This window comes from Pseudonocardia ammonioxydans, from assembly GCF_900115005.1.
Lineage (GTDB): Bacteria > Actinomycetota > Actinomycetes > Mycobacteriales > Pseudonocardiaceae > Pseudonocardia > Pseudonocardia ammonioxydans.
In genome coordinates this window covers 91,806-112,355 of sequence record NZ_FOUY01000001.1, presented here as the reverse complement: position 1 = coordinate 112,355, position 20,550 = coordinate 91,806, and the positions used below count along the sequence as shown (strand labels likewise).

Below are 20,550 nucleotides of genomic sequence, written 5' to 3'. Positions count from 1 at the left end.
CATGAGCACCCCAGAGAAGGAGCCGGTGCGGGCGCCGGACCCGGTCACCCCGGTCCTGACCCGCCGCTGGACCTCACCGCGGTCCTGGTCGATCGACACCTACGAGCAGCTGGGGGGCTACTCCTCGCTGCGCACCGCGTTCGCCGCCCACCCGGACCAGCTGATCCAGCTGGTCAAGGACTCCGGCCTGCGCGGCCGCGGCGGCGCCGGGTTCCCGACCGGGATGAAGTGGGGCTTCATCCCGCAGGACGACGGCAGCGGGACCGGCCCCGGCGCGAAGCCGAAGTACCTGGTGATCAACGCCGACGAGGGCGAGCCCGGTACCTGCAAGGACATCCCGACGATGATGGCCGACCCGCACTCCCTCATCGAGGGCTGCATCGTCACCAGCTACGCGATCCGGGCGCACTTCTGCGCGATCTACGTCCGCGGCGAGGCCCTGCACTGCATCCGCCGGCTGCGCGCCGCGGTCCGGGAGGCCAAGGCGCGGGGCTACCTGGGCACCGACATCCTCGGCTCCGGGTTCGACCTGGAGATCGTGGTGCACGCCGGTGCCGGTGCCTACATCTGCGGCGAGGAGACGGCGCTGCTCGACTCGCTCGAGGGCCGGCGCGGCCAGCCGCGGCTCAAGCCGCCGTTCCCGGCCACCTCCGGGCTCTACGCCAGCCCGACGGTGGTCAACAACGTCGAGACCATCGCGAGCGTCCCGGCGATCGTCACCGGCGGGTCGGACTGGTTCCGGTCGATGGGCCGGGAGAAGTCGCCCGGACCGAAGATCTACTCGATCTCCGGTCACGTCGAGCGGCCCGGCCAGTACGAGGCCCCGCTGGGCATCACGCTGCGTGAGCTGCTGGAGCTGGCCGGCGGGATGAAGGACGGGATCCCGCTCAAGTTCTGGACGCCGGGCGGGTCCTCGACCCCGCTGCTCACCGCCGAGCACCTCGACGTCCCGCTGGACTTCGAGGGCGCTGCCGAGGCCGGTTCGATGCTGGGCACCACCGCGGTGCAGGTCTTCAACGAGACCGTTTCGGTGCCGTGGGCGGTCATGAAGTGGACCGAGTTCTACAAGCACGAGAGCTGCGGCAAGTGCACGCCGTGCCGGGAGGGCACCTACTGGCTGGCCCAGGTGCTGCAGCGGATGGTGCGCGGCGAGGGGACCACCGAGGACATCGACACCCTGGTCGACGTCTGCGACAACATCCTCGGCCGCTCGTTCTGTGCGCTCGGTGACGGTGCGACCAGCCCGATCACCAGCGCGGTGAAGTACTTCCGCCAGGAGTTCCTGGACCTGATCGCGTCGCAGCCCGACGTGGAGCGTCTGGAGCAGCTGACGGACGTGAAGCTTGCGCAACGGACCAACGGCACAGCACTGTCGGGAGCCTCCGCATGACTCTCACCCCGGAGTGGAACGTGACCGAGGAGACCCCGGTCCCCGAGGGGCACGTCCGCCTCACCATCGACGACCAGCTCATCGACGCCCCCAAGGGCGAGCTGCTGATCCGCACCTGCGAGCGGCTCGGCATCATCGTCCCGCGGTTCTGCGACCACCCGCTGCTGGACCCGGCGGGCGCCTGCCGCCAGTGCCTGGTCGAGGTGGAGATGGGCGGCCGGCCGATGCCGAAGCCGCAGGCCAGCTGCACCATGACCGTCGCCGACGGGATGGTGGTGCGGACCCAGCACACGTCCGAGCGGGCCGACAAGGCCCAGCAGGGCGTGATGGAGCTGCTGCTCATCAACCACCCGCTGGACTGCCCGATCTGCGACAAGGGCGGCGAGTGCCCGTTGCAGAACCAGGCGATGGCCCACGGCCGGGCGGACTCGCGGTTCGTGGAGCGCAAGCGGACGTTCCCCAAGCCGCTGCCGATCTCCAGCCAGGTGCTGCTCGACCGCGAGCGCTGCGTGCTCTGCCAGCGGTGCACCCGGTTCTCCGAGGAGATCGCCGGTGACCCGTTCATCGACCTGCTCGAACGCGGCGCGAACCAGCAGGTCGGGATCGCCGAGGACCAGCCGTTCCAGTCCTACTTCTCCGGCAACACCATCCAGATCTGCCCGGTCGGGGCGCTGACCAGTGCCGCGTACCGGTTCCGGTCGCGCCCGTTCGACCTGCGCTCGACGCCGGGGACCTGCGAGCACTGCAGCTCCGGCTGCGACATGCGGACCGACTCCCGCCGGGGCACGGTGCTGCGCCGGCTGGCCGGCAACGACCCGGAGGTCAACGAGGAGTGGCTCTGCGACAAGGGCCGCTTCGCGTTCCGGTACCTGGGCAGCGGCGGCCGGATCACCCGCCCGATGGTGCGCGGCACCGACGGTGAGCTCGCGGAGGTCTCGTGGACCGAGGCGCTGCGGGTCGCGGCGGAGGGGCTGCTCGCGGCCCGGGCCGGCGCCGGGATCGGCGTGCTGCCCGGCGGCCGGCTCACCGTCGAGGACGCCTACGCCTACGCCAAGTTCGCCCGGGTCGTCGCCCGCACCAACGACGTCGACTTCCGGTCCCGCCCGCACTCGGACGAGGAGCTGGAGTTCCTCTCCGCCCACGTCGCCGGCGGCGCCCCGGACGGGGCACCCGGGGCGGACTCGGTGACCTTCGAGGGCATCGAGAACGCACCGGCCGTGCTCACGGTCGGCACCGACCCCGAGGAGGAGTCGGGCATCGTCTTCCTCCGGCTGCGCAAGGCGTGGCGGAAGAAGGGGCTGCGGCACTTCCAGGTCGCGCCGTTCACCACGACGGGCGCGGGCAAGACCGGCGCCACCGTGCTGCACGCGGTGCCCGGGGCCGAGGCCGCGGTCGTCGCCGAGCCCGGTGCCGACGTCCTCGCCGCCCTGGGGCAGCCGGGCGCGGTGATCCTGGTCGGTGACCGGGCCGCGGAGTCGCCCGGGCTGTACTCGGCGGTGTCCGGGCTGGCCGCGCGGACCGGTGCGGCGATCGGCTGGATCCCGCGGCGGGCCGGCGACCGCGGCGCGGTGGAGGCGGGCGCGCTGCCGACGCTGCTGCCCGGCGGGATCGCGGTGACCGACGCCCGTGCCCGCACCGAGCTGGAGCGGATCTGGGGTGTGGGCGCCGGCGAGCTGCCCGCCGAGCCCGGCCGCGACGGCGACGCGATCCTGGCCGCCGCCGCGAGCGGCGCGCTGGACGCCCTCGTCGTCGGCGGGGTGGACCCGCACGACATGGCCGATCCGGCGGCCGCGCTCACCGCGCTGCGCCGGGTCGGGTTCCTGGTCAGCCTGGAGATCCACTCGTCGGCGGTCACCGAGCTGGCCGACGTCGTGCTCCCGGTCGCCCCGGACGCCCAGCGGTCGGGCAGCTACCTGAACTGGGAGGGCCGCCGCCGCGAGTTCGGCGTCGCGCTGGACGCCACCGGGGTGCTGCCGGACTGCCGGGTGCTCGACACCCTCGGGGTGGAGATGGACGCCGACCTGTTCACCCAGACCCCGGCGGCCGCGGCGGGCGAGCTGGCCCGGATCGGGACCCGGCGCCCCGGCACCGGGGCGCCCACCCGCCCCGCGGGGACGGCGCACCGGCCCGGCCCCGGCCAGGCGGTGCTCGCGACCTCGCGGCAGCTGGTCGACGACGCGTCGCTGGCGGTCGACGAGCCGGCACTGGCCGGCACCGCCCGCCGCCCCTACGTGAAGGTCAACGCGGCCACGGCCGAGCGGCTCGGGCTGGTGGAGGGCGAGGACGCCGCGGTCGGCACCGACCGCGGCACGATCACCCTGCCGGTCGCGCTGGCCGACCTGCCGGACGGTGTGGTGTGGCTGCCCACCTGCTCGCCCGGCTCGCACGTCCGGCCCACCCTCGGGGCCGGTCACGGTGACCTGGTCGGCGTGACGCCGGTCGGAAACGGACGGGTGTCGTGAACCTGCTCCAGGTGCCCCCGGCTCCGGCCGACGGGCTCACCCACACCCAGCAGCTGCTGGCCGACGACCCGATCTGGCTGATCCTGATCAAGGTCGTCGGGCTGTTCGCGCTCGGCGTCGTGCTCACCCTGTTCATGATCAACTGGGAGCGCAAGGTCGTCGGGCGGATGCAGCACCGGCCCGGTCCGAACCGGACCGGCCCCGGCGGCTGGCTGCAGAGCCTCGCCGACGGGCTGAAGCTGGCGTTCAAGGAAGACATCATGCCGGCGCTCGCCGACAAGAAGGTCTACTTCGTCGCGCCGATCATCTCGACGGTCCCGGCGTTCGTGGCGTTCTCGGTGATCCCGTTCGGCGGCGAGGTCACGATCTTCGGCGAGCAGACCGTGCTGCAGCTGGTCGACATCCCGGTCGGCGTGTTCGTGGTGCTGGCCTGCTCCTCGATCGGGGTCTACGGGATCGTGCTGGGCGGCTGGGCCTCGGGCTCGCCGTACTCGTTGATGGGCGCGCTGCGCTCGGCGGCCCAGGTGATCTCCTACGAGATCGCGCTGGGGCTCTCGCTGGTCGGGGTGGTGCTCTACGCCGCCTCCGGCTCCACCGCCGACATCGTCGCCGCGCAGGCCACGGGCTGGTACTTCTGGCTGCTGATCCCGAGCTTCGTGGTCTTCGTGATCTCGATGGTCGGCGAGACCAACCGGGCCCCGTTCGACCTGCCCGAGGCCGAGTCGGAGCTGGTCGGCGGGTTCCACACCGAGTACTCGTCGTTGAAGTTCGCGCTGTTCTTCCTGGCCGAGTACGTGAACATGGTGACCGTCTCGGCGATGGCGGTGACGCTGTTCCTGGGCGGCGGGATGTGGCCGTGGCCGCTGAGCTTCCTCAACGCCTACGGCTGGATGCAGTTCGTCGCGTTCATCATCAAGATCCTGCTGTTCCTGTTCGTGTTCATCTGGCTGCGCGGGACGCTGCCGCGGTTCCGCTACGACCAGTTCATGAAGCTGGGCTGGAAGGTCCTGGTCCCGGTGATGCTGGTCTGGATCGTGGCGATCTTCGGCATCCGCGCGTTCCAGACCAGCGGCGGGGACAACCTGGTGCTGCTGCTGTCGCTGATCGTGTTCGCGCTGGCCGTGGTGCTGGCGGTGGCGTTCCTGCTGCCCGACCGCGAGGTCGAGCCGCCGCCGGTGGAGCCGGCGTCGGACTACCCGGTTCCGCCGCTGGACCTGCAGGTCCCCACCGCACCACCGAAACGCCGCAAGGCCGTACCGGCCGGGAAGTCCGCCGGGGAGGGGAACGACTGACATGTTCGACTTCTTCAAGGGTTTCGGCGTCACCTTCTCGACGATGTTCAAGAAGGTCGTCACCGAGGAGTACCCCGAGGACTTCCCGCCTGCCGCGCCGCGCTACCACGGCCGTCACCAGCTCAACCGGCACCCGGACGGGCTGGAGAAGTGCGTCGGCTGCGAGCTGTGCGCGTGGGCGTGCCCGGCCGACGCCATCTACGTCGAGGGCGGTGACAACACCGAGGAGGCCCGCTACTCGCCCGGGGAGCGCTACGGCGCGATCTACCAGATCAACTACCTGCGGTGCATCGGCTGCGGCCTGTGCGTCGAGGCCTGCCCGACCCGCTCGTTGACGATGACCAACTTCTACGAGCTGGCCGACGACAACCGGCAGGACCTCATCTACACCAAGGAGCAGCTGATGGCTCCGCTGCTGCCGGGCATGGAGCAGCCGCCGCACCCGATGCGTCTCGGGGACGACGAGCAGGACTACTACGTCCAGGGCCCGACGCTGGCCACCGCCGCGTCGGTGGCCGACCAGACCGGGGAGCAGGAGCGGTGACCGTCTCGCTCGTCCAGACAGCACTCGCCCAGGCCGCCGGGGAGGTGAGCACCGGCGAGGCGATCGCGTTCTGGATCCTCGGCCCGGTCGCGCTCGCCGGCGCCCTCGGCCTGGTGTTCGCCCGGCACGCGGTGCACGCCGCGCTGCTGCTGGTGCTCACGATGTTCTCGATCGCGGTGCTCTACCTGGTGCAGACGGCGCCGTTCCTCGGCTTCGTGCAGATCATCGTCTACACCGGCGCCGTGATGATGCTGTTCCTGTTCGTCCTCATGCTGGTCGGGCGGGACGCGAAGGACTCGGTGATCGAGGTCCTGCGCGGGCAGCGGGCCGCGGCGCTGGTCTTCGGCGTCGCCCTGGCGGTGATGCTGGTCGGCGGGATCTCCCGGGGCCTGACCGAGGTGACCCCGGCCGGGCTCGAGGCCGGCGGCCAGGGCTCCTACGCCAACGTCTCCGGCATCGGCCGGCTGATCTTCACCGACTACCTGCTGCCGTTCGAGCTGACCGCGGCGCTGCTGATGGTCGCCGCGCTCGGCGCGATGGTGCTGACCGGCTCGCAGGGGGCACAGCACAGCAAGATCGGCCAGCGGGAGACGGTCCTGCGACGGCTGCGCGGCGAGCACGCCCGGGTCTCGCCGCTGCCCGGCCCGGGCGTCTACGCCACCGCGAACTCGGTCGCGGTGCCCGCGCTGCTCCCGGACGGCTCGATCGCCCCCGAGTCGCTGTCCGAGATCATCGAGTCGGTCGCCGTCGACGTCCCCGACACCACCACGCCGGACGCGCACGCGCTCACCGGCCGTCCCGCGCCGGACCGCGACATCGAGGCCGGCGAGGCGAGCGACACGGGGGAGCACCGATGACACCCGAGTACTACCTGCTGCTCTCGGCGCTGCTGTTCACCATCGGTGCGGTCGGCGTGCTCGTGCGCCGCAACGCCGTCGTCGTGTTCATGTGCATCGAGCTGATGCTCAACGCGGTGAACCTGTCGCTGGTCACGTTCTCCCGGATCCACGGGAACCTCGACGGCCAGGTGATGGCGCTGTTCGTGATGGTGGTCGCCGCCTGTGAGGTCGTGGTCGGACTCGCGATCATCACGGCGATCTTCCGCACCCGGCAGTCGTCCTCGGTGGACGACGCGAACCTGCTGAAGTACTAGGAGCCCGCGCGTGAATCAGCTCCCCGTCCTCCTCGCGCAGGCTGCCGAGCCCGCGACCGGAACCGCCTCGCTGGCGTGGTTGCTGGTCGCGCTCCCCGCGGCCGGCGCCCTGGTCCTGTTCCTCGCCGGCCGCCGGGCCGACGCCTGGGGCCACTGGCTCGGCGTCGGCACCGTGGTCGGCGCGTTCGCCGTCGGCCTCGCGATCTTCACCGAGACCGTCGGGCTCGCCCCGGAGGCGCGCACCCGCGAGCTCTCGGTCTACGAGTGGATGTCCGCCGGCCCGCTCTCGGTCGACTTCGGACTCCGGCTCGACCCGCTGTCGCTGACCTTCGTCCTGCTGATCACCGGTGTCGGTGCGCTCATCCACCTGTACTCGGTCGGGTACATGAGCCACGATCCGAACCGGCGCCGGTTCTTCGCGCAGCTGAACCTGTTCGTCGCGGCGATGCTGGTGCTGGTCCTCGGCAACAACTTCGTGCTGCTCTACCTCGGCTGGGAGGGCGTCGGCCTGGCGTCCTACCTGCTGATCGGGTTCTTCCAGGACCGCCCGTCCGCGGCGACCGCGGCGAAGAAGGCCTTCCTGATGAACCGGGTCGGCGACGTCGGCCTGGCGATCGCGATCTTCCTGCTGTGGCTGGAGCTCGGCACGCTGCAGTACACCGAGGTCTTCGCCCGGATCGGCGAGGTGCCCGGCGGGACGGTCCTGGCGATCACCCTGCTGCTCCTGCTCGGTGCCTGCGGCAAGTCCGGCCAGTTCCCGCTGCAGTCCTGGCTGCCGGACGCCATGGAGGGCCCGACCCCGGTCTCCGCCCTGATCCACGCGGCCACGATGGTCACCGCGGGCGTCTACCTGATCGCCCGCGCCGCGCCGATCTACAACCTGTCCGAGACCGGCCGGCTGGTCGTCTGCCTGATCGGCGTGATCACCCTGATGATCGGCGCGATCGTGGGCTGCGCCTACGACGACATCAAGAAGGTGCTGGCCTACTCCACGGTCAGCCAGATCGGCTACATGATCCTCGCCGTCGGGCTCGGCCCGGTCGGCTACGCGCTGGGCATCCTGCACCTGCTCACCCACGGCTTCTTCAAGGCCGGGCTGTTCCTCGGGGCAGGGTCGGTCATGCACGCGATGAACGACGACGTCGACATGCGCCGCTTCGGCGGGCTGTGGCGCAAGCTCCCGGTCACGTTCGTGACCTTCGGCCTCGGCTACCTGGCGCTGATCGGCTTCCCGTTCCTGTCCGGCTACTTCTCCAAGGACGCGATCATCGAGGCCGCGTTCGCCCAGGAGGGCTGGCAGGGCTGGGTGTTCGGCGGCCTGGCGACGCTGGCGGCCGGCCTGACCGGCTTCTACATGACCCGGCTGATGCTGATGACCTTCTTCGGCGAGAGCCGCTGGAAGGAGCTCACCTCCGCCGACGGCCGCGAGTACCACCCGCACGAGTCCCCGGTGACGATGACCGCACCGATGATCGTCCTGGCGTTCGGCTCGATCGGTGCGGGGGCGCTGCTCTACCCGGTCCTGCCGGGCTGGCTGTCCCCGTCGGTCGGTGAGCGGGTCGAGCTCGAGGGCGGCGCGCTGCCGCACGCGCTCATCCCGTGGCTGGTCGTCGGCGTCTCGCTGCTCGGCGTGCTGCTGGCGTGGCTGTTCGTCGGACGGCAGCCGGTGCCGGTGCAGCGACCGGAGCGGGTCTCGCCGGTGGTGGCCGCGGCCCGCGCGGACCTCGGCGCCGACGCGTTCAACGAGGCGTTCATCGAGCGGCCGGGCATCTGGCTCACCCGGGTGCTCGTCTACTTCGACAACCGTGGGATCGACGGCCTGGTCAACGGCACGGCCGCCGCGTTCGGCGGCAGCTCCGGCCGGCTGCGCCGGATGCAGACCGGCTTCGTCCGGTCCTACGCCCTATCGATGCTCGGCGGCGGGGTCATCATCGTCGCGGCCATGCTGGCGGTGAGGTTCGCATGATCGACCCGATCGTTCCCGGCAGCGGCGGGAACCCGCTGCTGATCGTGCTGCTGCTCGTCCCGGTGGTGGGCGCGCTGGTGATGTACCCGCTGCGGCGCAACACCTCCGCGGCCAAGGCCGTGGCGATGGCGACGGCGCTGCTGGAGTTCGTGCTCGTCGTCGTCGCCTGGTCGCTGTACTCGATCCCGGCGGCCGAGGCGGGCACCCGGTTCCAGCTCGAGTTCTCGCTGCCGTGGATCCCCGCCTTCGGCACGCACCTCGCGTTCGGGGTGGACGGCATCGCCCTGGCGATGATCGCGCTGACCGCGTTCCTGGTGCCCGGGCTGATGCTGTTCGCATGGGCGGAGAAGCTGCCCGAGGGCCGGTCGGCGGCCGGGTACTTCGCGCTGCTGCTGGCCACCGAGGCGACGCTGGTCGGCGTCTTCGCCGCCACCGACGTCTTCCTGTTCTACGTCTTCTTCGAGGCCATGCTGGTCCCGATGTACTTCCTGATCGGCCGCTTCGGCGGACCGAAGCGGCAGTACGCGGCGGTGAAGTTCTTCCTGTACTCGCTGCTCGGCGGGCTGATCATGCTGGCCTCGCTGATCGGGCTGTACGTGACGAGCGCCGAGCAGCTGGGCCGGGGCACGTTCACCTGGGCCGAGCTGCAGTCGATCGCCGCCGGCGTCCCGACGTCGACCCAGATCTGGCTGTTCCTCGGGTTCTTCATCGCGTTCGCGATCAAGGCCCCGCTGGTGCCGTTCCACACCTGGCTGCCCGACGCCGGTGCCGAGGCCCCGATCGTCGGTGCGGTGCTGCTGGTCGGCGTGCTGGACAAGGTCGGCACGTTCGGGTTCCTGCGGTACCTGCTGCCGCTGTTCCCGCAGGCCAGCCAGGTGATGGCGCCGCTGGTCCTGGTGCTCGCCGTCGCCGGCATCATCTACGCCGCGCTGCTGGCCGTCGGGCAGACCGACATGGGCCGGTTCGTCGCCTACACCTCGGTGGCGCACTTCGGGTTCATCGCACTCGGCGTGTTCGCGTTCTCCTCGCAGGCCTTCGCCGGGGCGACGCTGTACATGGTCAACCACGGCCTCTCGACCGGCATGCTGTTCGTGATGGTCGGCGTGCTGATCAGCCGCGGCGGCTCGCGCCTGATCGCCGACTACGGCGGTGTCGCCAAGCTCGCCCCGGTGATGGCCGGCTGCCTGCTGCTGGCCGGGATGTCGTCGCTGGCGCTGCCCGGCACGAACTCGTTCGTCTCGGAGTTCCTGGTGCTGCTCGGCTCGTTCCCGAACGAGCCGGTCTTCACGATCATCGCCACGATCGGGATCATCTTCGCCGCGCTGTACGTGTTGTGGTTCTACCAGCGCACGATGCAGGGCCCGGTCCGCGGCAGCGCGGTCATCGCGGCGCTGGAGCGCGGTGGCGCGGGCGGGCCCGGGTCGATGATCGACCCGGTCGTCGCGGCCGAGCGCAAGGGCACCGGCTTCCCGGACCTGACCGGCCGGGAGATCGGGGTGCTGGCCCCGCTGATCGTCGCGATCGTCGTGCTCGGCTTCTACCCGGCGCCGGTGCTCGACCTGATCAACCCGTCGGTGACGGCGACCATGGCCGAGCTCGGCCTGCCCGACCCGGTGCCCGCTGGAGGGATCGTCCGATGACCACCACGTCACTCGCCCAGGCACCGGTCCTGATCGAGATGCCGCCGATCGACTGGGCGGCGTCGGCCCCGCTGTGGATCGTGTTCACCGGTGCGTGCGTGTCGGTGCTGCTGGAGGCCTTCCTGCCGCGGCACCAGCGCTGGCCGGTGCAGGTGCTCGCGACCGGGCTCACCCTGGTCGCGGCGCTCGTCGCGCTGGCAGGCTACGCGCTGAGCGGGCCCGGACCGGTGCTCACGTTCGGCACCGCGCTCGCCGTGGACGGTCCGTCGCTGTTCCTCTGGGGCACGCTGATCGTGCTCGCGATCCCGAGCCTGCTGCTGCTGGCCGACCGGTCGGTGGAGCCGGGCGGGGTGTTCGTGGCCTCGGCGGCCGAGCGGGCGGCGGCCCGCAACGGTGGCGGTGGGTCCGGCCCGGGCGGGCCGCCGGAGCACGTCGACCGCTCCTACGGGGCGCCGGACGAGACCCCGACCATGCAGACCGAGCCGTTCCCGTTCGTGCTGTTCGCGCTCGGCGGGATGATGGCCTTCGTCGCGGCGAACGACCTGCTGACGATGTTCATCGCGCTCGAGGTGCTGTCGCTGCCGCTGTACCTGCTGTGCGGCCTGGCCCGGCGGCGCCGGCTGCTCTCCCAGGAGGCGGCCGTCAAGTACTTCCTGCTGGGTGCGTTCGCCTCGGCGTTCTTCCTCTACGGGATCGCGCTGGTCTACGGCTACGCCGGCTCGGTGTCGCTGCGCGAGATCTCCGAGGCGGCCGCGGGCACCCTCGCCTCGGACACGCTGCTGTTCGCCGGCCTGGCGCTGCTGCTCGTGGGGCTGCTGTTCAAGGGGTCGGTGGCGCCGTTCCACACCTGGACCCCGGACGTCTACCAGGGCGCCCCGACCCCGGTCACCGCGTTCATGGCGGCCTGCACCAAGGTCGCCGCGTTCGGCGCGATCGCCCGGGTGCTCCACGTCGCCTTCGGCAGCACCGTCTGGGAGTGGCGGGGTGTGCTGTGGGTGGTCGCGGTCGTGTCGATGGTCGTCGGCGCGGTGCTCGGCCTCACCCAGACCGACGTGAAGCGGATGATCGCGTACTCGTCGATCGCGCACGCGGGCTTCCTGATGCTCGGTGCCATGGCGCTCACCCCGGACGGCATCGCCGGGCTGATGTTCTACCTGGTGGCCTACGGCTTCACCACGGTCGCCGTGTTCGGCGTCATCTCGCTGGTCCGCGGACCGGACGGCGAGGCCGGGCACCTGTCCCAGTGGGCCGGGCTGGCGAAGCGCTCGCCGCTCGTCGCGGGGATCATGACGTTCCTGCTGCTCGCGCTCGCCGGCATCCCGCTGACCAGCGGGTTCACCGCGAAGTTCGCGGTGTTCTCGGCCGCCCTGGCCGACGGCATGGCGCCGCTGGTCGTGATCGCGCTGGTGGCGTCGGCGGTGGCCGCGTTCTTCTACCTGCGGGTCGTGGTGCTCATGTACTTCAGCGAGCCGGCCGAGGACGGACCGACCGTCGTCGTGCCCGGTGCGTTCACCACGGTGGCGATCACGCTGGGGACGCTGGCGACGCTGGTGCTCGGGATTCTGCCCACACCCGTCCTCGATTGGGCCGCCAGCGGCACGTTCGCCGGTTGAGTTCGTACGCTGTGGGGGTGGAGACGCAGAGTGTGGCCGGGATCCGGATGGCCGATCCGGAACTGGCGGAGGCCACGGCCGACGGGCTCAAGCGGGTGGAGGACCTGCTGCACCGCGAGGTGCACAGCGACTACGAGTTCGTCACCGAGACCTCGCTGCACCTGATCGAGGCCGGCGGCAAACGCTTCCGGCCGCTGTTCACGCTGCTCGCGGCGCAGGTCGGGCCGCACCCCGAGCACGACGACGTGGTCACCGCGGCGGCCGTGGTGGAGCTGATCCACCTGGCCACGCTCTACCACGACGACGTGATGGACGAGGCCGCGATGCGCCGCGGCGCGGAGTCGGCCAACTCCCGCTGGGACAACTCGGTCGCGATCCTGACCGGGGACTTCCTGTTCGCCCACGCGTCCCGGCTGGTGGCCGACCTCGGCCCGGACGCGGTCCGGATCATCGCGGAGACGTTCGCCCAGCTCGTCACCGGCCAGATGCGCGAGACGCGCGGCCCGCGCAGCTCCGACGACCCCGTCGAGCACTACCTGCGGGTGGTCGCGGAGAAGACGGGGTCGCTGATCGCCACCTCGGGCCGCTACGGCGGGATGTTCTCCGGGGCGCCCGCCGAGCAGGTCGAGGCGCTGCGGCGCTTCGGCGACATCATCGGGACGGCGTTCCAGATCTCCGACGACATCATCGACATCGCCAGCCCGGCCGACGACTCGGGCAAGACCCCGGGCACCGACCTGCGCGAGGGGGTGCACACGCTCCCGATGCTCTACGCCCTGCGCGACGGCGACGACTCGCCGTCCGCGCGCCGGCTGCGGCAGCTGCTGGCCGCCCCCATCACCGACGACGCCGAGGTGGCCGAGGCCCTCGACCTCCTGCGTTCCGGTGACGGTCTGCGCAAGGCCCGGGAGACGGTCGCCGGCTACGCCGACCGGGCCCGCGCCGAGCTCGCGGTACTGCCGGCCTGCCCGGCCATCGACGCGCTGCGCACGCTGACCGACTACACCGTCGAACGGGTCGGTTAGGCGCTCCGCGCCCGTGAGTGCTTTTCGCGGCCAGGACCGCGAAAACCACTCACGAGCAGGTCGGTGGTGAAGACGATCAGCGCGAGCCAGACCAGCGCGAAGCCCGCCCAGCGGGCCGGGGGCATCTGCTCGCCGACGACGAGCACGCCCCACAGGAACTGCAGCGTCGGGTTGATGTAGAGCAGCACGCCCAGCGTGGTCAGCGGGAGCCGGCGGGCCGCGGAGCTGTAGAACAGCAGCGGCACCGCCGTCGCCGGGCCCGCGGAGATCATGAGCAGCAGGTGTGCCGGGCCGAGGTCGATGAACGTCCCGGCGCCCGACGACTCCAGCACCAGCAGGTACACCGCGGCGGGGACCAGGAGGATCAGGCCCTCCGCGGCCAGCCCGGCCGCCGCAGGCACCCGCACGATCGCCTTGAACAGGCCGTAGACGCCGAACGAGCAGGCCAGCACCATCGACAGCCACGGGACGGTGCCGTTGCCGACCGCGATCACCAGGACGGCGAGGCAGGCCAGCCCGATGGCCGTCCACTGGGTCCACCGCAGCCGTTCCCGCAGGACGAGGACGCCGAGCAGCACTCCGACCAGCGGAGTCATGTAGTAGCCGAGCGCGGCCTCGACCACCCGGCCGACCGAGACGCCCCAGATGAACATGCCCCAGTTCACGGCGATGAACAGGGCGGCGGCGGTCATCGCGAGCCAGCCACGGACCCCGAGCCCCCGCAGGTCGCGCCAGCGACGCAGGACGGTCAGGACCACCGACATCAGCACGGCCGTCCACACGATCCGGTGTGCCAGAACCTCGACCGGCGCCGCCGGATCCAGCAGCGGCCAGAACGCCGGGAACAGGCCCCACAGCACGTAGGCGGCGACGCCGGTCGTGAGGCCCCGCGGGTCGAGCTCGCTCCGTTCGGGGGTCGTCTGTTCGGGCGTACCGATCGTCATCGCGTTACCGCCCCGTGGTCCTGCACAGTCACCATGATCCGGTACGGGTGTCGTCGCGCGCGATCGCCTTAACGGCGTGCACGATCCGTGATACCAAGCACTGCGCCCGGGGCGGCCCCGGGTGGACGGAGGTCCGGTGATGAACTGGGTGTGGGCACTGCTCGCCGTCGTCGTCGTTGTCGTGGTGGTCGGACTGCTGGTGGTCCGGGCTCGCGGCACCGGGGGCGCGGCGGACGACGCCACGGTCGTGCGGGGTGCGGCGGAGGACGCCGGCACCTCCGGTGGGCCGCACTCGCAGCGGGGCCCGGGCGACGCGTGGAGCCACGACACGGCCCGGGCGATCGCCCCCGGTGCCGCGACCGCCGGAGCGTCCGCCTCGTCGTCGGACGCCGCTGGACCCGCGTCCCCCGGAGACGCGCCGGCCCCGGGCCGGGCCGCCGATCGTTCTCGAGCCGGTTCCGGGCGGGGTGACGGTGGCCGCGAACCGGCGGCGGGCGGTCGGGCCGCCGACCCGGGGCCCGGATCGAACGGGGCCACCCGGCGTGAACGCGACCCGCGGTCCCGGAACGACGCCGCGGCGGGCCCGGGCGGCCCGGCCCCCGCGACCGCGGCCGGGACGGGACCCACAGCCGGGACGGGACCCGCAGCCGGCACGGAACCCACAGCCGGGACGGGACTCGCAGCCGGGACGGAACCCGCGACCGCAGCCGGGGCGGAACCCGCAGCCGCAGCTGGGACGGAACCCGCGGCCGGGACGGCAGCAGCCGCGACCGCAACCGGTGCATCAGTGGTGGCGCCGGACCGGCCCGGCCGATCCGGAGCGGACGACGCCCTGCCCACCGGAGCGTCGGCTGTGGACCCCACGCGGCCCGGCCGTGGCCCGGCCGGTGACGGTGACCGTCCCGCCGGAGCCGGCGGTGCCGGCACGGAGCGCGCCCCGGTCGCCGGTGGCCCGACGCCCGGCCGCACCGCTGCGGTCGGCACGGAGGCCGGTGACCCGGCCCCGGCCGACCGCCGGGCAGCGGCCGGCAAGTCGGCCGCGAACGGTCGCGTTGCCGGTGGGCTCGGACCGGAGGACACGCCGGCTCCCGGCGGTCGCGCGGGCGACGACGCCGACGGTCCCGGCCTCGCGCACCGGAGCGGGTCCCGGCCCGCGCACGACGGCAGCGGTGCGGCCACGAACGGGCAGGACGGGGCCGGATCCGCAGCCGGAACGGCCGCGACGACCCCGGGGACCGGCCGCGGGAACGGAGCCGCGACGTCCGGCCCCGGGCGCGAAGACCCCACGGCGGCCCGGGCCACCGCCTCGACGGCGAGCGACACCGGGCCCGGCTCCCGCCCGGCCGGCCGCGCTGCTTCCGCGGTCGGCGCCGCAGCCGGCGATGCGGTGGTCGGCGGCTCCCCGGACACCACCGGTCGCACAGGCGGAGCCGGTGAGCGGGGCGACAGCTCCGGAGCGGCCGGCACCGATCCCGGCGCGCCCGACACCACCGGCGGTGCACCCGGCACCGCCGTCGGCAGCAGCAGCGGGGACACGCGTGCTTCCGCGGGTGCGCCGGCGATCCCCGAACAGTCCGGTGGCTCCGACCGGCCCGAGGCCCCGATGGGGCCCGGCGCCTCCGACCGGCCCGGCGCCTCCGACCGGTCCGCTCCGGCCCACCGGTCCGGCGGCGCCGATCACGGCTCCGACGTCACGCAGAACGGCGGCCGCCGGCACGGCGACGACTCGTCCCACCCGGGCCGGCAGCCCGGCTCCTCCACCCGGACCAGCGGCGTTACGCAGGCCGGCGATCCGACCCAGGCCGGGGCCGCTACAGAGCCCGGTACTCCCGCCCGGACCGGTGCCCCCACCCAGTCCGGCGACCCCACGGAGGCCGGCGCCGCGACACGGGCCGGCGCCCCCACAGAGGCCCGCGCCGCCACCGATGCCGACCCCGCGCAGGCCGGCGGCCCCGCACAGCCCGGCGCCGCCACACGGGCAGGCGACCCCACGCAGCCCGGCGACCCCACGCAGCCCGGCACCGCCGACCCGGACGACCGGGAGCAGGAACTCAGCGCGGCCGAACACCGCGGCGGCGGCGTCCAGGCGTCCCCCGCCGGCCGGCACGCGCTGTACGGGGACGCGGAGTCCCCGCCGCTGCCCGAGGTCGACGTCCCCGCACAGTCCCGCCCATCGGCACCGCTCGTGGTGCCGTCGCGGTCGCACGCCCCGGCGGGAGCCTCCGCGCCGGCCGCGATCCCGGTCGGCGCGGCGCCGACGCCGGCCCCGGCCGGTGCCCGCCCGGGGCCCTACGCGGGCTCGGTCCACGCCCCAACGGACGGCTCCGAGCCGCCCGCCTCGCACCGGGTCAAGGTGCACAGCGGGTCGCGCCGGTTCCACACGTTCGAGTCGCCGTACTACGTCCGCACCCGGGCCGACCTCTACTTCACGGGTGAGGAGCAGGCCCGCAACGCCGGGTTCATCGCCTGGTACGAGGTGCCCGGCGCGCGCTGACGAGTCGGCCCCGGAAACGACGACGGCCCCGGTGCTCTCGAAGGGAGCGCCGGGGCCGTCGCCGGTCCGGAAGGGTCCGGTCAGATGATCGTCCAGGTGTCGTGTCCGTTGAGCAGTGTCTGGAGGTCGGCGTCGGGTTCGGCGTCGCGGGCGGCCTGGACCTGGGCGCGTGCGGCGTCGTCGTAGGTGTGGCGGGGCTGGTTGCGGAAGATCCCGGTGATGGTGTGGTTGAGGTCCTGGTCGGAGAGCCGGGACAGCGCGAAGGCCAGCTCGTGGTCGGTCGCGTCGTGGGTGACGATGTCGCCGGCGTCGACGGTGGCGGCCTCGACGACGGAGAGCCCGAAGCCGTTCTGGACGACGGCGTAGGTGCCGAGGCCGTTGTCGTCGGCGGGGCCGAAGCGGATCGGTTCGCCGTGGGTGACGGGGATGATCCGCTGGTCCTTGGTGTCGGGCTTGCGGAGCAGGTCGAAGCTGCCGTCGTTGAAGATCGGGCAGTCCTGGAAGATCTCGACCAGTGCGGAGCCGCGGTGTTCGGCGGCGGCCTGCAGTACGGCTTGCAGGCTCTTGCGGTCGGAGTCCAGGGCGCGGCCGACGAACGAGGCTTCGGCGCCCAGGGCCAGGGAGATGGGGTTGAACGGGTGGTCCAGTGAGCCCATCGGGGTGGACTTGGTGACCTTGCCGACCTCGGAGGTCGGGGAGTACTGGCCCTTGGTCAAGCCGTAGATCCGGTTGTTGAACAGCAGGATCTTGATGTTGACGTTGCGGCGTAGTGCGTGGATGAGGTGGTTGCCGCCGATCGACAGGGCGTCGCCGTCGCCGGTGACGACCCAGACCGACAGGTCGGGGCGGGTGGTGGCCAGGCCGGTGGCGATGGTCGGGGCGCGGCCGTGGATGGAGTGCATCCCGTAGGTGTTGAGGTAGTACGGGAAGCGGCTCGAGCAGCCGATCCCGGACACGAACACCGTGTTCTCGCGCTTGATGCCCAGGGTGGGCAGGAACTGGCGCACGGCGGCGAGCACGGCGTAGTCGCCGCAGCCGGGGCACCAGCGGACCTCCTGGTCGGAGGTGTAGTCCTTCGCGGTCTGCTTGGCGTCGGTGGTCGGAACCGAGTCCAGGCCGCCCGAACCGATGCCGGGCAGGCCGAGGTCGGTGGCGGTCATGCCTGTGCTCCTGTGATCTGGTTGCTCGTACCGGTGCGCGATCCGTTGCGCGAGGCGTCGGGGTGGGTGCCGGTGAGGTAGTCGAGGAACACGTCCTGGAGCTCCTCGGCGCCGAAGGGCAGTCCGGCGACCTTGGTGTAGCTCTTGACGTCGACCAGGTGCTCGCCGCGCAGCAGCAGCGCCAGCTGCCCGAGGTTCATCTCCGGGCACAGCACCGTGCGGTAGGAGCGCAGCACCTCGCCGAGGTTGGCCGGCATCGGGTTGAGATGGCGCAGGTGCGCGGTGGCCACCGAGTGGCCGAGCTTGCGCACGCGGCGGGCGGCGGCGTTGATCGGCCCGTAGGTCGAGCCCCAGCCGATCACCAGCAGGTCCGCGCCGGCGTTGTCGGGGCCGGCGTCGGGGTCGTCGACGACGAGGTCGGGGACCTCGATGCCGTCGATCTTGGCCTGGCGCAGCCGCACCATGCGGTCGTGGTTGTCGGGGTCATAGGAGATCGCGCCGTGTCCGTCGGCCTTCTCCAGCCCGCCGACGCGGTGCTCGAGCCCGGGGGTGCCGGGGATCGCCCACGGCCGGGCCAGGGTCTCGGTGTCACGCAGGTAGGGCCAGAACTCCCCGGAGCCGTCGGGGGCGTTGGGCTCGGTCGCGAACCCGGGATCGACGGTGGGCAGCTCGGAGACGTCGGGGATCTTCCACGGCTCGGAGCCGTTCGCCAGCGCGCCGTCGGAGAGCAGCATCACCGGGGTGCGGTACCGGACCGCGATCGCGGCGGCCTCGACCGCGGCGGAGAAGCAGTCGCCGGGGGTGCAGGGCGCGATCACCGGCAGCGGGGCCTCGCCGTTGCGCCCGTGCAGGGCCTGGAGCAGGTCGGCCTGCTCGGTCTTGGTCGGCAACCCGGTCGACGGCCCGCCGCGCTGCACGTCGATCACCAGCAGCGGCAGCTCCAGCGTGACCGCCAGCCCGACGGTCTCGGCCTTGAGCGCGATCCCCGGACCCGAGGTGGTGGTCACCCCCAGCGACCCGCCGAAGCTCGCCCCCAGCGCGGCACCGACCCCGGAGATCTCGTCCTCGGCCTGGAAGGTGGTCACGCCGAAGGACTTGTGCCGCGACAGCTCGTGCAGGATGTCCGAGGCCGGGGTGATCGGGTAGGAGCCCAAAAACACCGGCAGCGACGTCGTCCGCCCCGCGGCGATGATCCCGTAGGCCAGCGCCGCGTTACCGGTGATCTGACGGTAGGTGCCCGGGTCGAGCCGGGCCGGGGCCACCTCGTAGGTGACCGCGAACGCCTCGGTCGTCTCGCCGTAGGCGTGCCCGGCCTTGAAGGCGAGCACGTTGGCCTCGGCGATCTCGGGCTTCTTCGCGAACTTCTCGCGCAGGAACCGCTCGGTCGACTCCGACGGGCGGTGATACATCCACGACAGCAGACCCAGGGCGAACATGTTCTTCGCCCGCTCCGCGTCCTTCTTCGACAGCCCGGTCTCCTCGAGCGCCCCGCGGGTCAGGGTCGCCATCGCGACCCCGTGCACCGCGTAGGGCTCGAGCGAGTCGTCCTCGAGCGGGTTCGACTCGTACCCGACCTTGGTCAGGTTCCGCTTGGTGAACTCGTCGGTGTTCACGATCAGGACACCGCCGTGCGGCAGGTCCTTGATGTTGGCCTTGAGCGCCGCCGGGTTCATCGCCACCAGCACGTCCGGCCGGTCACCCGGGGTCAGGATGTCGTAGTTCGCGAAATGCAGCTGGAACGACGACACACCCGGCAGCGTCCCGGCAGGAGCCCGGATCTCGGCCGGGAAGTTCGGCAGCGTCGACAGGTCGTTCCCGAAGTTCGCCGTCTCCGAGGTGAACCGGTCGCCGGTGAGCTGCATCCCGTCGCCGGAGTCACCCGCGAACCTGATCACCACCCGGTCACGCTGTACGACCTCGGAGTCGCGAGCCTCGACAGGAGTGTCACTGGTCGTCATGGGCAGATCGGCCCCCGGTTCCGTCGAAAATACGGTGCTGTGTCGAGGTTAACCGGCTGTTCGCCCGGGAGTCCCGTCGCCCTGTCCCACGTCACAGGCACTTGCCGGGTTCCGGCAGTGTTCCTGCTCACTTCTTGCTGATCTTCTTCTGCAGGGCCGCGACCCGCTCCGCGAACTCCGCCGAGTGCACGCTCTGGGCCTGCGCGCGGACCTCGATGTCGGTCGCGTCGGCGTGCGCGTCGAGCCGTGCCGTGACGCGCATGGTCGCCTTCGTGGTCGTGATGAGGTCACGCGGCGCCGCGGCGGCCCGCCCGGCCAGCTCCATCGCGCCGGCGGTCAGCTGCTCGTCGCTGTCGTAGGCGCGCCAGGCCAGGCCGACCCGCTCGGCCTCGCGGGCGTCGAGCACGTCGCCGAACAGCGTCATCGCCGCGGTGCCCTGGGTGCCGAGCGCGCGATGCGCCATCCAGGTGTAGCCGCCACCGGGGTGCAGCCCGAGCTGCATGAACCGGACGTCGAAGCGCGCGGTCGGGCCGGCGAGACGCACGTCACAGGCGAGGGCGAGGTTGATCCCGGCACCGACGGCGGCACCGTTCACCGCGGCGAGCGTGGGCAGCGGCGACGACGCGATGGCGAGGAACCCGGAGTAGACGCGCTTGAGCGTCTCGGGGTCGGCCTCCTGCAGCTCACCCAGGTCGCCCCCGGCGCAGAACGCGGGCGGCTCACCGGTGACGACGATCGCCCCGGCCCGCTCGTCGGCGTTCGCCTCGTTCACCGCCTCGACCAGCTTCTGGGACAGCTCCAGATTCAACGCGTTGCGGCGCGCCGGGTTCGACACGGTGAGCACCGCCACGCCGTCGGTGATCTCGGACCGGACCTCGATGTCAGTCATGCCCTGGATCATCCATGCCC

The 20,550-nt window shown here is 72.2% G+C and carries 15 protein-coding genes; 11 read left to right on the top strand and 4 right to left on the bottom strand.

From position 1 onward, the window contains the following. The first annotated feature begins 1 nt into the window (after window position 1). The 10 genes from nuoF to BM093_RS00540 all read left to right on the top strand — a co-directional run bounded on the left by nuoF (window position 2) and on the right by BM093_RS00540 (window position 13,085). Window positions 2-1,390 (top strand): NADH-quinone oxidoreductase subunit NuoF, encoded by a 1,389-nt coding sequence (gene nuoF, locus BM093_RS00585; RefSeq protein WP_093335548.1) that lies wholly within the window; start codon window positions 2-4, stop codon window positions 1,388-1,390. Next, a complete protein-coding gene (locus tag BM093_RS00580; RefSeq protein WP_093335546.1) occupies window positions 1,387-3,852 on the top strand; it encodes an NADH-quinone oxidoreductase subunit G in 2,466 nt (821 codons plus the stop codon). Before nuoF ends, BM093_RS00580 begins: the two co-directional genes overlap by 4 nt. Window positions 3,853-3,854: 2 nt before the next feature. Beyond that, on the top strand, window positions 3,855-5,144 hold the full coding sequence (gene nuoH, locus BM093_RS00575; protein ID WP_425439093.1) for an NADH-quinone oxidoreductase subunit NuoH: 1,290 nt from the start codon (window positions 3,855-3,857) through the stop codon (window positions 5,142-5,144). A gap of 1 nt (window position 5,145) precedes the next feature. Continuing rightward, entirely contained in the window at window positions 5,146-5,688 is a 543-nt protein-coding gene (gene nuoI, locus BM093_RS00570) for an NADH-quinone oxidoreductase subunit NuoI (RefSeq protein ID WP_093335541.1), read from the top strand. After that, a complete protein-coding gene (locus BM093_RS00565; protein ID WP_093335539.1) occupies window positions 5,685-6,545 on the top strand; it encodes an NADH-quinone oxidoreductase subunit J in 861 nt (286 codons plus the stop codon). The genes nuoI and BM093_RS00565 overlap by 4 nt, the downstream gene beginning before the upstream one ends. After that, window positions 6,542-6,841, top strand: coding sequence for an NADH-quinone oxidoreductase subunit NuoK (nuoK, locus tag BM093_RS00560; RefSeq protein ID WP_085915824.1), 300 nt, complete (start codon window positions 6,542-6,544; stop codon window positions 6,839-6,841). The genes BM093_RS00565 and nuoK overlap by 4 nt, the downstream gene beginning before the upstream one ends. A gap of 70 nt (window positions 6,842-6,911) precedes the next feature. Further along, window positions 6,912-8,807 carry an NADH-quinone oxidoreductase subunit L gene (gene nuoL, locus BM093_RS00555; RefSeq protein ID WP_425439092.1) on the top strand — a complete coding sequence of 632 codons (1,896 nt, stop codon included), beginning with the start codon at window positions 6,912-6,914 and terminating at the stop codon, window positions 8,805-8,807. Further along, on the top strand, window positions 8,804-10,447 hold the full coding sequence (locus BM093_RS00550; RefSeq protein ID WP_093335533.1) for an NADH-quinone oxidoreductase subunit M: 1,644 nt from the start codon (window positions 8,804-8,806) through the stop codon (window positions 10,445-10,447). Before nuoL ends, BM093_RS00550 begins: the two co-directional genes overlap by 4 nt. Continuing rightward, window positions 10,444-12,060, top strand: a complete 1,617-nt coding sequence (gene nuoN, locus BM093_RS00545) for an NADH-quinone oxidoreductase subunit NuoN (RefSeq protein WP_093335530.1) — start codon at window positions 10,444-10,446, stop codon at window positions 12,058-12,060. Before BM093_RS00550 ends, nuoN begins: the two co-directional genes overlap by 4 nt. 47 nt (window positions 12,061-12,107) lie before the next feature. Next, entirely contained in the window at window positions 12,108-13,085 is a 978-nt protein-coding gene (locus tag BM093_RS00540; protein ID WP_093336503.1) for a polyprenyl synthetase family protein, read from the top strand. Here the strand turns inward: BM093_RS00540 and rarD are convergent. Then, window positions 13,082-14,029, bottom strand: coding sequence for an EamA family transporter RarD (gene rarD, locus BM093_RS00535; RefSeq protein WP_093335527.1), 948 nt, complete (start codon window positions 14,027-14,029; stop codon window positions 13,082-13,084). The two genes, BM093_RS00540 and rarD, sit on opposite strands and share 4 nt — an antisense overlap. Window positions 14,030-14,882: 853 nt before the next feature. Between rarD and BM093_RS00530 the strand changes: the two genes are divergently transcribed. Next, a complete protein-coding gene (locus BM093_RS00530; protein ID WP_143105212.1) occupies window positions 14,883-16,523 on the top strand; it encodes a sunset domain-containing protein in 1,641 nt (546 codons plus the stop codon). 80 nt (window positions 16,524-16,603) lie between these two features. Here BM093_RS00530 and BM093_RS00525 read toward each other — a convergent pair whose 3' ends face one another. The 3 genes from BM093_RS00525 to BM093_RS00515 all read right to left on the bottom strand — a co-directional run bounded on the left by BM093_RS00525 (window position 16,604) and on the right by BM093_RS00515 (window position 20,530). After that, window positions 16,604-17,683, bottom strand: coding sequence for a 2-oxoacid:ferredoxin oxidoreductase subunit beta (locus tag BM093_RS00525; RefSeq protein WP_093335522.1), 1,080 nt, complete (start codon window positions 17,681-17,683; stop codon window positions 16,604-16,606). Next, complete coding sequence (locus BM093_RS00520; RefSeq protein WP_093335520.1) at window positions 17,680-19,641, bottom strand: 2-oxoacid:acceptor oxidoreductase subunit alpha; 1,962 nt, start codon at window positions 19,639-19,641, stop codon at window positions 17,680-17,682. The genes BM093_RS00525 and BM093_RS00520 overlap by 4 nt, the downstream gene beginning before the upstream one ends. 127 nt (window positions 19,642-19,768) lie before the next feature. Next, the gene (locus BM093_RS00515) at window positions 19,769-20,530 is read right to left on the bottom strand and encodes an enoyl-CoA hydratase (protein ID WP_093335518.1); all 762 of its coding nucleotides are present in this window, start codon (window positions 20,528-20,530) and stop codon (window positions 19,769-19,771) included. Between the last annotated feature and the right edge of the window lie 20 nt (window positions 20,531-20,550).

Excerpts from the sequence above, each read along its gene's own strand:
- nuoF (WP_093335548.1), top strand. The coding sequence starts at position 2 with ATGAGCACCCCAGAGAAGGAGCCGGTGCGGGCGCCGGACCCGGTCACC.
- BM093_RS00580 (WP_093335546.1), top strand. The coding sequence starts at position 1,387 with ATGACTCTCACCCCGGAGTGGAACGTGACCGAGGAGACCCCGGTCCCC.
- nuoI (WP_093335541.1), top strand. The coding sequence starts at position 5,146 with ATGTTCGACTTCTTCAAGGGTTTCGGCGTCACCTTCTCGACGATGTTC.
- nuoK (WP_085915824.1), top strand. The coding sequence starts at position 6,542 with ATGACACCCGAGTACTACCTGCTGCTCTCGGCGCTGCTGTTCACCATC.
- BM093_RS00550 (WP_093335533.1), top strand. The coding sequence starts at position 8,804 with ATGATCGACCCGATCGTTCCCGGCAGCGGCGGGAACCCGCTGCTGATC.
- nuoN (WP_093335530.1), top strand. The coding sequence starts at position 10,444 with ATGACCACCACGTCACTCGCCCAGGCACCGGTCCTGATCGAGATGCCG.
- BM093_RS00540 (WP_093336503.1), top strand. The coding sequence starts at position 12,108 with ATGGCCGATCCGGAACTGGCGGAGGCCACGGCCGACGGGCTCAAGCGG.
- rarD (WP_093335527.1), bottom strand. The coding sequence starts at position 14,029 with ATGACGATCGGTACGCCCGAACAGACGACCCCCGAACGGAGCGAGCTC.
- BM093_RS00525 (WP_093335522.1), bottom strand. The coding sequence starts at position 17,683 with ATGACCGCCACCGACCTCGGCCTGCCCGGCATCGGTTCGGGCGGCCTG.
- BM093_RS00520 (WP_093335520.1), bottom strand. The coding sequence starts at position 19,641 with ATGACGACCAGTGACACTCCTGTCGAGGCTCGCGACTCCGAGGTCGTA.
- BM093_RS00515 (WP_093335518.1), bottom strand. The coding sequence starts at position 20,530 with ATGACTGACATCGAGGTCCGGTCCGAGATCACCGACGGCGTGGCGGTG.